The 13,237-nt window shown below is 54.0% G+C and carries 8 protein-coding genes; 3 read left to right on the top strand and 5 right to left on the bottom strand.

All coding sequences use genetic code 11. The annotated features are described in order from the left end of the window. Nucleotides 1-175 precede the first annotated feature (175 nt). Nucleotides 176-1,348 (bottom strand): signal recognition particle-docking protein FtsY, encoded by a 1,173-nt coding sequence (gene ftsY / locus AC1Z3F_RS04415; RefSeq protein ID WP_131088056.1) that lies wholly within the window; start codon nucleotides 1,346-1,348, stop codon nucleotides 176-178. 172 nt (nucleotides 1,349-1,520) lie between these two features. On the opposite strand from ftsY, the gene AC1Z3F_RS04410 reads away from it, so the two are divergent. Continuing rightward, on the top strand, nucleotides 1,521-2,804 hold the full coding sequence (locus tag AC1Z3F_RS04410; protein WP_483566666.1) for an MFS transporter: 1,284 nt from the start codon (nucleotides 1,521-1,523) through the stop codon (nucleotides 2,802-2,804). Between the two features lie 93 nt (nucleotides 2,805-2,897). On the opposite strand, the gene AC1Z3F_RS04405 is transcribed toward AC1Z3F_RS04410, so the two are convergent. After that, nucleotides 2,898-4,406, bottom strand: a complete 1,509-nt coding sequence (locus tag AC1Z3F_RS04405) for a glycosyltransferase family 2 protein (protein WP_483566665.1) — start codon at nucleotides 4,404-4,406, stop codon at nucleotides 2,898-2,900. Nucleotides 4,407-4,896: 490 nt separating this feature from the next. On the opposite strand from AC1Z3F_RS04405, the gene AC1Z3F_RS04400 reads away from it, so the two are divergent. Further along, complete coding sequence (locus tag AC1Z3F_RS04400; protein WP_483566664.1) at nucleotides 4,897-6,300, top strand: tetratricopeptide repeat protein; 1,404 nt, start codon at nucleotides 4,897-4,899, stop codon at nucleotides 6,298-6,300. A 51-nt stretch (nucleotides 6,301-6,351) separates the two neighbouring features. Here AC1Z3F_RS04400 and smc read toward each other — a convergent pair whose 3' ends face one another. Continuing rightward, nucleotides 6,352-9,924, bottom strand: a complete 3,573-nt coding sequence (smc, locus tag AC1Z3F_RS04395; RefSeq protein ID WP_483566663.1) for a chromosome segregation protein SMC — start codon at nucleotides 9,922-9,924, stop codon at nucleotides 6,352-6,354. A 149-nt stretch (nucleotides 9,925-10,073) separates the two neighbouring features. On the opposite strand from smc, the gene AC1Z3F_RS04390 reads away from it, so the two are divergent. After that, entirely contained in the window at nucleotides 10,074-10,889 is an 816-nt protein-coding gene (locus AC1Z3F_RS04390) for a serine hydrolase domain-containing protein (protein WP_262197882.1), read from the top strand. Nucleotides 10,890-11,033: 144 nt separating this feature from the next. Here AC1Z3F_RS04390 and AC1Z3F_RS04385 read toward each other — a convergent pair whose 3' ends face one another. Both AC1Z3F_RS04385 and AC1Z3F_RS04380 read right to left on the bottom strand, forming a co-directional pair. Further along, entirely contained in the window at nucleotides 11,034-11,984 is a 951-nt protein-coding gene (locus tag AC1Z3F_RS04385) for an aldo/keto reductase (protein WP_483566662.1), read from the bottom strand. A gap of 47 nt (nucleotides 11,985-12,031) precedes the next feature. Further along, a complete protein-coding gene (locus tag AC1Z3F_RS04380; RefSeq protein WP_483566661.1) occupies nucleotides 12,032-13,138 on the bottom strand; it encodes a PQQ-dependent sugar dehydrogenase in 1,107 nt (368 codons plus the stop codon). Between the last annotated feature and the right edge of the window lie 99 nt (nucleotides 13,139-13,237).

The raw sequence follows: 13,237 nt of genomic DNA, 5'->3' as shown, positions 1-13,237 counted from the left end.
CACGACGTGTTTATTATTTATTGACACGTTCTCCCAGTAACCATCGCGCCACGGTGCCTGGCGCACGGAGCGCCGAGACGTAATTGTTATCTTGGAGATGCCTTGGACGGTCAGCGCAGACAACTGTGGCCCCGCCAAAAGGCAGGGCCACAGTTGTACAGATTTTTTGGTTCGCTTAGCCTTCGAGCAGCGCGTCCACAAAATCTTCTGGGTTGAATGGAGCAAGGTCATCCGGGCCTTCGCCCAGACCAACTAGCTTCACTGGAACACCAAGCTGACGCTGGATAGCAACGACGATTCCACCCTTGGCGGTACCGTCGAGCTTGGTCAGTACGATGCCGGTAACGTTGACAACTTCCGAGAACACCTTGGCCTGTTGGAGACCGTTCTGTCCGGTGGTTGCATCGAGTACTAGCAGGACTTCGTCAATGGTGGCCTTCTTTTCAACCACGCGCTTGATCTTGCCCAGCTCGTCCATCAGGCCGACCTTGTTCTGCAAGCGACCGGCGGTATCGATCATGACAATATCGACTTCTTGATCGATACCGGCACTAACGGCTTCAAAAGCAACCGACGCTGGGTCAGCACCATCAATATCGGCACGTACCGTGGGAACACCTACGCGGTCACCCCAGGTAGCCAGCTGTTCAGCAGCTGCTGCACGGAAGGTATCCGCAGCACCGAGCAACACGTCTTTGTCGTCTGCAACAAATACGCGGGCCATCTTGCCGATGGTGGTGGTTTTGCCGACGCCGTTGACGCCTACAACCATAATGATACTTGGGCGGTCAGCATGAGGTTCAGGCAGGTAGCTGCGATCCAGGCTTGGATCTACTAACTTGAGTAGCTCCTCGCGAAGCATCGCCTTGACCCGAACAGGATCCTTGCTGCCCTCGATCTTCACTCGTTCACGCAATGCGTCAACAAGCTCCATGGCTGGTTCGGTTCCGAGGTCTGCCATGAGCAGGTTCTCTTCGATCTCGTCCCAGACATCCTCATCGATGGTGTCTTGGCTGAGCAGGGCCAAAAGACCCTTAGAGAACATGTTGTTGGACTTGGTCAGTCGAGCACGCAACCGCGCAAGACGACCCTGAACTGGCTCGGGTACATCAAGCTTTGGCGCTGCTGGGAAAACTGGTTCCTCAACAGCAATGGCAGTATCGGTGGCACCTTCCGTCGTAACGGTAGAGCCATCCTCGCCTTGACCAGCTGAACTGTCGTCAGCATCGCGCTCGGAAGTATATGGAGTCTTCGGCTTGCGACCCTTGGTGACAAAGGCGATAATGCCAATGGCCACCACGGCAACAACCGCGACAATGATGATGGTTAATGTAAGCGAATCAGACACAGGTTAAATCGTCTCACACCTTCTGTGAGTTACCACGCCTTGTGATGTCGCAGGAAGCACTCTTCTAGCGATGTCTTATGCAAGGTGGAGAACATAGACTTAGTCAGTTACTGACCCAACTCACTGCTCCGCAGAAAGGCTGGCAGGTCTGAGCTGACTCAGACCATCGGCAATGAACAAGTTTTTCACTCGCAATACCAAGGCACGTGCCCCGATCCCCCGGGAAATCGGAGTCCTTCTGGTGGCGGCCTTTATCATCGCGCTGGGCTTTGGCCTGATCGCACCGATCCTGCCGCAGTACGCAGTTAGTTTTGATGTGGGCGCAGCGGCAGCCAGTGTCATTGTGAGCATTTTTGCCTTCACTCGACTGATCTTCGCACCCGTGGCTGGTGCCTTGGTAGGCAAGCTTGGTGAACCGCGCATTTATGTCACCGGTGTGCTCTTGGTTGCGCTCTCGACACTGCTGTGTGGATTTGTGCAGAACTACACTCAGCTGTTGATTGCCCGCGGACTGGGTGGCTTTGGCTCGACCATGTTCACCATTTCAGCCATGGCCCTCATCGCTCGACTCTCCCCCGAGGCATCTCGCGGTCGAATCTCAGGTTTGTACGCAGGAGCGTTCCTGCTGGGCAACGTCGCGGGTCCGGTACTCGGTAGCGTGCTGGCACCGCTGGGCATGCGGGTACCCTTCTTCGTTTACGGCACCGCACTGGTTGCGGCGGCAGCTGTTGTGTACTTTGCACTCGGGCGTCGCCGGGATCTGGATCGTGACGCCGAAGATCCGAAGAAGACCCGTGCAGCCATCGAGGTGGTCACCACCCGTGAGGCGTTGAATTCGCCTGCCTACCGTGCGGCCCTCTTCTCTGGCTTCAGCTATGGATGGTTAGCTTTCGGTATTCGCAACAGCATGATCCCGCTATTTGCTTTGGCAGTATTTGGTCAAGGCTTAGGAACCACCGTCGCCGGCTTCTCGATGGCTTTGTTTGCTATCGGCAATGGCCTCGCGCTTCTTTTCTCCGGAAAATTCACAGACGTAGTGGGTCGCAAGATCCCGATCATGGTTGGCCTGACCTTGTTACTGCTGTCCATCGGCTCGATGGGCGTGTTCACCAGTGCCGCTGGATTTATTATCTGCTCAATCTTTGCTGGATTTGGCGGTGGCATTCTTGGCCCAGCTCAGCAGGCATCAATTTCCGACGTGATTGGTACGGGCCGTAATGGCGGTAAGGCACTGGCAGGCTTCCAGATGAGTCAGGATCTGGGTGCCATCATCGGCCCACTGCTCGCAGGTTTCCTCGCCGATGCGTTCAACTATGAAATCGCTTTTGGGGTCTCTGCCCTGGTCGCTCTGGTTGGCCTAATCGGCTGGTCCTTTGTTCCCCGGACCATCCGGCCGGTGGCCATTAACGATGAAACAGACTCCGTCGATTCACAGAACACCGACACAACAAAATAAGAGCTAGGCGATGAGCCTGCTGCGTTAAATCAGTAATGGCGCCGCCACCCGTACTCGGGTAGTGGCGCCATTACTTTGCTCTAAGTCAGCTGTTTAGGCCCATTTGGCTTTACGTAGGTCAATGCTCAACGCGCCATTGACGGTTCGGTAGACCCGAACACCCGCAAAGCTTGTTTCCTTAACGTTGGCAGGAACGCGCACTCGGCGGGTCTCCGCATGGTCATACTTCACGTGGACATCGGTGATGGCCAGGGGCTGCGCCGATAGTGCCGCATAAGGAAGCAGAGCAACATACTTTCCAGTCCCCTGTTCGGTGACCGGGAATTCCAATCGACGATCGGTTTCACGTTCGTCAACGTACAACGCGCGCGGCGTAGGACCGAGAGTCGGAACCACAAACTGCAGTTCAAAGTGATCACTCTTGTTCGCAGACTTGGTCAGTTCCGGGCGGACTGCGCCCTGTTCATCCAAAGCGGCCAGACGCTTGAGCTCATCGTGATCGCCAGCGATGATTGCGTGTGCCTTAGCAGTGTCCTGGTCATTGAGCACTTCGTTCGTGCGGTCGGACAGGAATTCCTGCACATAGGGACCAAAGGCTGTCATCCACAACTTGGCACGTGCATCGCGGTACTTCAAGAAGCGTTCTCCAACGAAGAACTTCAGTCCCTTGCGCTTGAACAACCCGGCGATCAAACGACGACCCAGTTCAGGATCACCCTTGGTGTTATCGCGGATGGTGTTGCTGATGTGAGTCATGGACTGCACGTAGCCGTGTGGCTCAAATGGCTGAGCGCTGATGTTGTTTCCGTCGCCACGTTCACGGATGTAGTAGTACTCGTAGTCGGCAAGTACGCTTACACGTTTTGCGTGCAGGTAGCAGCCGGCTAGGACCATACCGTCTTCAAGACGGACTTTTTCTTCAGCGAAGCGCAGATCATTGTCGAGGATCATCTGGCGACGGATCAGCTTCTGTGGCATCAAGGTCGCAAAGATGGACTCCAGTGGCACGTCAACCTGGGTCGAAGAGAAGAGCGAAGTTCTAATAACGCGGCCACCGACTGGAACCAGCTTGGGGGCAAGCACATCAACGTCATGCTCCAGCGCGAAGTCGCGCATACGGCGCAACGCTTCGGTACCCAACGTATCGTCGGAGTCAGCGTAGAAGACATACTCGCCCTTAGCCAAGGCAGTTCCAACGTTGCGGGGCTTGCCTGGCCATCCACTGTTCTCCTGATGGACCACGGTGAAGTTCTCATTGCGCTTGGCGTAGACGTCCAAGATTTCTCCACCAAAATCGGTGGAACCATCGTTGACGGCAATAACCTCGTACAGGCTCTTGTCCAGATCCTGAAGCTCTAGAGAATTGAGCAGCTCGGTCAAATATGGCATCGAGTTGTAAACAGGGATGACGACGCTGACAAAAATACCCTCAGGCTTTGCGGGCTCAATGTTTTCGTCCGGTGCTACCGTCGCTTCGGCCGCTGGTGCCTGCGACTCGGGAGTAACAGTCTTTTGCGGCTCCGAGATCGTCGGCTCTGGGGCTACGGCCTCCTGAAGAGCTTTGTCACCAGTAGTTTTGCTACGTTTTCTAAACAGCGCCATCAAATTCCCAAATTTCAGAACCCGATTAGGTTCAGTGTATGTCTACCCTAATTATATACAGATACACACGAGTTGCGAGGTGGACTCACTGGATAATAAATCCGGTCTGATCAGTACGGTTACGATTTGGTAACGGTAAGCCAGATTGGCCATATCCACCACTTCGTCGACTACCTAACGGTAACTAGGGACACATCTTGCACGAACTGAGAAAAATAGTTCTGGGTACATCCTACGCCCCTCCAATCCCCTTAATATGTTGAACGATTCAGCGCCGCACAGCTAAGGTTTTATCTGTGCAAAAGAATGCTATTGATCATGGAAAACTATTTGTCGGCGAAGACCTTGCGTGGACTACCACGACGGGGGTTTTCCCATATCAATCGTCACTTTTGAGGCAAGAAACAAATACATCAGTGCGGTTGAGCCAAGCCCGTTTGAAAACGGATATGGTCGTGGCATATTTGCGCAACTAGGTTTAAATGAATTTTTGGTTAAGCGTAGTAGAAATCATTGGTATCAGACCGATGAAATCGAAGAAGTCGTCAGACTCATCAAGGATCGCACCAAAGGAACCACCGTAATCACCTACGGCGGAAGCATGGGAGGTATGGCGGCGATTAGTCTTGCCCCTAAACTCGGCGCCAAATACTTCATTGCCCTCTCCCCTCTGTACGACATTGCTGAGGGAGGCGAAGTCAATGACGACAGGTGGGGCGACGAAGGACAGATCCTTGACTTCACGCACAACTACATCCGGACTGGCGATTGTAAGGATTCCCAAGGCTACGTTTTCTACTGCCCAGACACCATCGATGTGGAACACGCACGCTGCATTGAACGAATGACCGCCGGAACAATGGTTCCCCTCGAATACGGCGGACACCCCGTGTCGTTTTTCCTCAACGACACCTACAAACTGAAAAGACTCGTCAGCGAAATTGCTCACGAGGAATTCAACGTGGACCAGTTCCGTGAAGTCGTTAAGACCCAGACTGCGCTCACGCACTATCCGTATGAGTCTCAGACTGCCGTACTCAATCGCGAAGGCTATCTAACTGAAGCGATCTATAGCTTACGAACCGCGGTCACGCTGAATACAAAACTTGCACGACTCCCCTATAAGCTCGGTGAGTTATTGTTCAAGGCCGAAAACTACGATGAAGTAAAGACAGCCTTCGAGCAAGCCTTGGGTAGAGAACCAGCATTGCCCAAGGCGCACGTTCGGCTCAGCCAGATTTTTGAGAACCAGGGCCGCATATCGAACGCCATCAGGGCCATTCGACGAGCCATCAAGATTTCCCCTTCCAAAGCCGACTTCCACCTGCGTTTGGGTGTACTGCTACTAAAGGCCGACAGAGCCAAAGAAGCTCAGGCCTCGATCAGTAGGGCAATCAAGATTGATCCGAAGGTCTCAGCTGCTTATGTTCGATTGAGCTATGCCTACGCAGGCCAGGAACTGTGGGCAGACGCTATCGATGCGATGAAACAGGCGCAAGTTATTGCACCTGACCGGGCCAAGTATCACCTGCGTTTAGGCGAGTGGCAGCTGCAAGCTGAAGACTTTGTTGGTGCAGAAAAGTCGGTGCAACAAGCCATCACGCTTGCGCCGGATAATTCCCACTATCTGGTTCGGCTCAGCTACGTCTTCGCCGCACAAGACGACTATGAACGTTCGGCGAGCGCAATGGAGCGAGCGGTTGAGCTTGCGCCTAAGACTTCCGCATTTCATCTGAGATTGGGCGAATGTCTGGTGAAGGCCGGAAATTTGGACGCCGCCCAGACATCCATGCGTGAGGCAGTGCGCTTAGCACCTAAACATCAACGTTCGAAGAAGCGCCTTGTGGCAGTACAAGCGGCCGTGGCCAAAAAGAAGCTAGCGGTCACGAGCTGATTGTTGATCTAGCTTGTACACGGCATCCAGACAGAACACGAGATTTACCCGCTACGAAGAAACAGCGCGGTCCATCTTCTGACTGATCACGGTAGTGACGCCATCGCCTCTCATGGTCACGCCATACAAAGCGTCAGCGATTTCCATGGTCTTCTTCTGGTGAGTGATCACGATGAGCTGAGAAGATTCACGCAACTCTTCAAAGATGGTGATCAGGCGTCCCAGGTTCATATCGTCAAGGGCAGCTTCCACCTCGTCCATGACATAGAACGGTGAAGGGCGAGCCTTGAAGATCGCTACCAACAGGGCCACCGCAGTCAATGAGCGCTCACCGCCCGATAGCAAGGACAGCCGTTTGATCTTCTTACCGGCAGGACGTGCTTCTACTTCAATACCGGTGGTAAGCATGTGCTCAGGGTCGGTGAGAACTAGTTGTCCTTCTCCCCCAGGGAAGAGTCGGTCAAAGATACGTTTGAACTGAACGGCAGTATCGTTGTACGCCTCGGTAAAGACGAGCTCTACGTGCGCGTCAACGTCAGCGATGATCTGTTCTAGGTCTCCACGTGACTTCTTGAGATCTTCTAGCTGTCCAGAGAGGAAGTTGTGACGTTCTTCGAGCGCTGCGAACTCTTCAAGCGCTAACGGGTTAACCTTGCCCAGTGCGGAGAGGTCTCGTTCAGCTTTTTTCAAACGCTTCTCTTGCTCAACACGATCAAAAGGTTTGGTGCCGATTGGATTACCATCTTCATCGACATTTTGGCGCAGTGATCCCCACTTGTCGTCTTCATCGATAGCTTCAGGGATCAACTGATCTGGACCAAAGTGAGCAATGAGGTGGTCCGGGGTGAAGCCTAGCTCTTCTAATGCCTTGGTCTCTAGATTCTCTATGCGCAACCGCAACTCGGCACGGGCCATCTCGTCTCGATGTACGGCGTCGGCTAGACGAGCTAGTTCGGTGGAGAGCTGTTCAGCTTCGGTGCGCTGGCTGCTAAGCAATTCATCAAGTTCGGCCTTCTTCGCGGACAGTTCTTCGCGTTCTTGGCCAGCCATGGAAACCGAGACTTCAATAAAACGCAGAACTCGCTCAGCGGCCTTTTCAATACGTGCCGCGTTTGCGGCCTGCGCCTGACGTTGTTCGGCCCGGCGCGCAGCAACTTCGCGGTGATTTCTTTCAGCTGCAGCGGTACGGCGTAGTCCTTCAATGCGTGAGCGTAGTGCGGTGACGCGCTCTTCACTGCTTCGAAGCGCTAGCCGAGCTTCGAGTTCCTGCTGGCGAGCGGACGCGGCAGCATCGGCTAATGCCGCGCGTGCTACATCATCGATGGTTTCTTCCTCTTGGTCAGTAGAGGCAAGTTCCATGCGCTCGGTGATCTCTTCAAGAGATTCCTGCTCAATTTCAAGCTTTTCCCTTGAGGCTTCAAGGCGTTCAACGAGCTTTTGCTTGTCTTCTTGTGCACTACGCAGCTTCTGGCCCAGACGGGCAAGGTACGAACTGAGCTCATCAATGGTGGCATCCGATTCGCCCAGTGCTCCCAGTGCGTCTTCTCGGCCCTGTTGCGCTACGGAGAGGATTGGGGAGCGTTCAGCGATTTGTTCTTCAACTCGTGCCAGTTCTTCTTGGCATTCGGTGAGTTCGGTTTCGGTTTGTTCCACCATGGCCTGCTGAGCAATCAGCGAAGCACCTGAAGAGTCACCGACCGAACTGCGTAGTGCGGAGAGTGTTGCCCCCTCTAGGGTGGTCAGTTGAGCCGTTGGGTTCTCTTTCAATATCTCAGCAGCTTGGCTCAGCTCTTCAATCACATAATGACCGGCGAACAAGTTATCTAGCAGGGCGGTCAGATTTTCTGGACCGCCCACTACCTCGCGGGCACTGATAGCACTGGCAATCTTTGGTGTTGTCTTAGCTGCTTCAGGATTAACTGCATGCAGGAATACTGCGCTAGCCTCATCCGCCTGCAACTGTTCAATCAGCTGCTGTGCACTGTGAATATCCGTTGCTACCAAGGACTCCGCGTTATCGCGCAAGATTGCAGCGACGGCCTGCTCGTAGCCGGCGTTCACGGTCATCAGCTCACCGAGGCGTCCAAGCAAGATTTCAGAGGAATCACGCAGTAACCGGGAGGACTGATCATCCGGTTTGGTATTGAGCTTCAGCGCTTCGAGGCGCGAGCGCAGACCAGAGACGCGAACCGAAAGCTCACGTTCTCGATGCGCATCTGAAAGTTGTGCTTGCGATAGTTCTGAATACTCATGATCCGCGGTTTCAAAGGCATCGTTTAGTTCAGCTTCGCCGGCTAGCTGCACATTGAGGTCCACGGAGACTTCATCATGGGACCGCTGATCAAGTTCAAGGTCAGAGTCAAAGGACTGAATACTTTCCTGAAGTCGCACAATCTCTGCTCGGGTGACGTCCACACGGCTACGAGCGGAGGCTACCTGAGAAGCAAGACGAGAGATTCCTTCGCGACGGTCCGCGGCGGCGCGAAGCATTGCAGCCATGCGCTGCTGTTCCGCGCGCGATTCTTCTTCAGCCTGTTCCTTGGCTTCGACCGCTTCGGCAAGAATCTCGTGGCGGTCTTCTACGGCTTCTTCTAGCTCTTCGAGTTCTTCGCTCACCCGTTGGGCTTGAGCTTCTAAGCGTTCTGGGTCTCGGCTTGAATCAAAATGAGTCTCGTTGCTTTCCAGCAGCTTGCTTCGTTCCCGGGCCAGGGCAGCTAGCGAACGATAACGTTCAGCCTGGGTACTCAGAGCCACCCACGTGTCTTGAATTTTCCCTAGGCGTGGGGCAACATCTTCAAGCTCGGTGCTCAACTCGTTGATGTGCTTCTTGACGCGTTCAAGGCGTGAAGCTGCTTCTTGCTGCTGAGCCTGAATCTGCGACTCATCATCAATGTCTTGAGCTAGCTTATTGTTCAGCGATACCAAGTCATCAGCGAGCAGACGCGATTTTGCATCACGCACATCATGCTGGACGGTTTGTGCACGGCGAGCAATCTTAGCTTGGCGCCCCAATGGCGCCAACTGACGGCGGACTTCCGCGTTGAGATCTTCTAGACGGTCAAGATTTCCCTGCATCGCCTGAAGCTTACGAAGGGTTTTTTCTTTCCTGCGACGGTGCTTGAGTACACCGGCAGCTTCTTCAATGAAGCCACGGCGATCCTCGGCCGTTGCATGCAGAATCTTGTCCAGCTGGCCCTGTCCAACGATGACGTGCATCTCTCGGCCTAGGCCGGAGTCGGAGAGGAGTTCTTGTATATCAAGCAGGCGGCAGGAATTTCCGTTGATGGCGTACTCTGAGCCACCGGCACGGAAGAGCGTACGAGAGATGGTGACTTCTGCATAGTCGATTGGTAGCTGGCCATCTGAGTTATCGATGGTCAAAGACACGTGGGCTCGACCCAACGGGGCCCGCCCGGTAGTGCCCGCAAAGATGACGTCTTCCATCTTGCCGCCACGCAGTGTCTTGGCGCCCTGCTCACCCATAACCCAAGCAAGTGCGTCCACCACGTTGGACTTACCTGAACCGTTGGGACCAACCACCGCGGTAACACCTGGCTCAAAGTCAAAGGTTGTTGCCGACGCAAAAGACTTAAAGCCGCGAACGGTGAGAGTCTTTAGATGCACGGCGTTAAGTTCCTATGTTTGGGTCAGATCGCTATGGTTGGTTTGGGTAGTAACACTCAATCCTTCACGCAATTCTAGCGAAGCGTGCTTGGGTTTTTCTGATTCTGCTCGCATATACCGTCAAGAAATATCGAGGGATAGATCATTTCATGAGCATTCTGAGCCAGATCGAGCAATGGCCATCCGATAACGCCGTATCCGTTGTTATCAACGGCGAAGGATCCATCGTTGACCAGCACGGCGATACGGGCCGGGTATACCCATTGGCTTCAGTGACGAAGCTGCTCAGTGCCTACACCTTCTTGATAGCTCTGGAAGAAGAAGCCATCAGTCTTGATGAACACGCCGGGCCTGAAGGTTCCACCGTTCATCACCTACTGGCGCACACCGCCGGTTACGACTTCGATTCAGAAACCATTCGCTTTGCTGTTGGTACCAAGCGCGGTTACTCGAATACTGGTTTTGAGAAGCTTGCCGAACATCTAGAGGCGCAAACTGGGATCAGTATGGCCGACTACGCTCGTGAGGCTGTTTTTGAGCCTTTGGGCATGAGCCAAACTACGATCGCTGGTAGCTGCGCCAAAGACGGACGATCCACCGCAGCAGACTTAGCGAAGTTTGCCGCTGAACTGCTGAACCCAACCCTCATTGCTCTGCAGACTTTGAACGATGCAACGCGCGTTCATTTTGAGAATCTGGCTGGGATCCTGCCTGGGTATGGACGTCAGAATCCTAACGATTGGGGTCTAGGTTTCGAGATTCGTTCCACCAAGAAGCCACATTGGACCGGAGCTAATCATCCTGCTACGACCTTTGGCCATTTTGGTCAGTCCGGGACTTTCCTGTGGGTGGATCCAGAACACCGGCTAGCTTGCGTGACCTTGACCGATAAGAACTTTGGCCAGTGGGCCGTTGATGCGTGGACTCCGTTTAATGAGCAGTTACTCGCTGAACTCACTAGCTAAGACCAGCCAACTAACTTCATGCTGTACTCACCGGTCTCGCGCTATTTAGTACTCGGGCCATAGGCGTGGCACGTTTGGCGGGCGCACCGCTCAGCTTGCGCTGCCGGCGATAGCGGGTCGTGAAGTCTCTTCCAAATGAGGTGCTTAAGGCAGGTTGTGCCCGGCAGCTTTATATAGGGTGTACCAATCGCTGCGGGTCAACTCAACATCTGAACCTTTGGCTGCATCCAGGATGCGCTGTGGTTTGGTACTACCCAAAACAACCTGAATTCCAGCAGGATGCCGAGTTATCCATGCCACTGCGATAGCCATTGGATCCACTTGATAAACGTCGGCTAGCCGATCCAGCTCTGCATTGAGCTCCTGGAAATCTGGCGAGCCTAGGAAGACTCCGTCGGAAACGCCTTTCTGGAACGGTGACCACGCTTGAAGCGTGATCTTATTGATCCGACAGTAGTCCAAGAGCCCACCGCCATCCCGGGTGATCGAGTCATCATGACCGGCAATATTGGTTGACAGACCCTGAGTGATAATCGGGGCGTGAGTGATGGACAGTTGCACCTGATTGGCCACGATCGGTTGGGTGACCGCGGTCTTCAGCAGGTCAATCTGGCGTGCTGTGTGGTTGGAGACGCCGAAGGCCTTCACTTTTCCGCTAGCGTGCAGATGATCAAATGCCCTGGCTACTTCTTCTGGCTCCACTAGCGCGTCGGGACGGTGCAGCATCAGCACGTCTAGATAGTCGGTCCTCAAGGCTTTGAGAGATTCTTCTGCTGAGCTAACAATATGTTCATAAGATTGGTCGTAACCGGATGGGTTAACCAAGATGCCGGTTTTAGTCTGCAAGATAATCTCTTCACGCTGTGAGGAAGTTAGCTGTAGCGCTTGAGCAAAGCGACGCTCACAGTGGTGGTATCCACCACCTGGATGGTTGAAGCCATACAGATCTGCATGATCAAAGAAGTTAATCCCCGCTTGGCGCGCAGTGTCGTACAAGTTTCGGATCTGCTCATCGGTGTCCCCCGCGATTCGCATCATGCCGGCGATTATCGTGGATACCTGAATGTCGGTGCGACCAAGGGGAAGTGTCTTCATTGATTAGCTCCAGTGCGCGAAAGCGATGTTGGCTCTTAGCCTAACCCTCAGCCAAGCTCCATGCGCAGTAGGCGATCATCTTCATTATTCGCAGTTCCCCGCCCATCGGTGTTATTTGTCAGGATCAGTAGGGATCCGTCCGGTGCGGTGGCAACATCGCGCAAGCGGCCGTACTCGCCTGCCAGATGCTCTATGGACGTTGAAGTGTCTTGAAGCGGAACTTCCCGAAGTAGTTCACCGCGAAGGTTGGCTATCCAAATCGAGTCCCCGGCAATAGTCATGCCACTAGGACTAGCCTGGGCTGGATCCCATTGTTGTATCGGATCAACATACTGATCATCCGAGGCGATTCCTTCAACTTTTGGCCAACCGTAGTTCCCGCCGGGTTTAATAATGTTCAGTTCGTCCGAGGTATTCTGCCCGAACTCAGAGGCATAGAGGATCCCCTTGGCGTCCCAGACAATCCCTTGAGGATTACGATGCCCGTAGCTGTAGACGGGCGAGTTTTCAAAGGGGTTATCTTCAGGAACTTTGCCCTCAGGGGTGAGTCGTAGAATTTTGCCGGACAGTGAGCTTTTCTCTTGCGCCACCGAGCTATCCCCAGCATCCCCCACTGTCGCGTAGAGCATGCCATCGGGGCCAAAGGCTATCCGTCCACCGTTGTGGTAACTCGCCGAGGGGATACCTTCCAGAATCGTCTGGGGCTCTCCTAACTCCAGCGCCCCTGGCGCACCGGTGAGCGTGAAGCGTTCGATACGGTTTTCCTCACCTGCAGTGAAGTATGCATAGAGGTACCGTTCGTGAACGGTAATTCCTAATAGCCCGCCTTCTCCGACACCGGAGACTGCTGAAATATTGCCCGCTTCTCTTTGATTTCCGTTGGCGTCAATTTCAAGTATCCTGCCGGAGTCCCGTTCACTAAGCAACGTGGTTTCACCGTGAAAAGCAATAGACCACGGCGCATCAAGCTCAGTGGTTAATGCCGAGATTTCCGAGGCTTCCGAGGCTTCCGCAGCTCCCGGGCTGGATATCGGGGGCTTGGCATCAGCGGAGCAGCCGGTCAGAAGGGAGAAACTGAGCAGTGGCAATATCAAAGTCACCGCTCGGCGCCGAGCCAAACGGTCATTTGCGGTGCAAACAATAGGGATACTCATCAGACATCTTTTCTCGCGGGCTCTGTGGTCTCTAACCCTAGCGATTTGTTCATCGCTCTGGCAGTCCCTGTTTGTATCCCTACACAACGAATCGAACCA

Source organism: Glutamicibacter sp. MOO4, from assembly GCF_056934395.1.
This window is presented reverse-complemented; position numbering and strand designations above follow the sequence as displayed.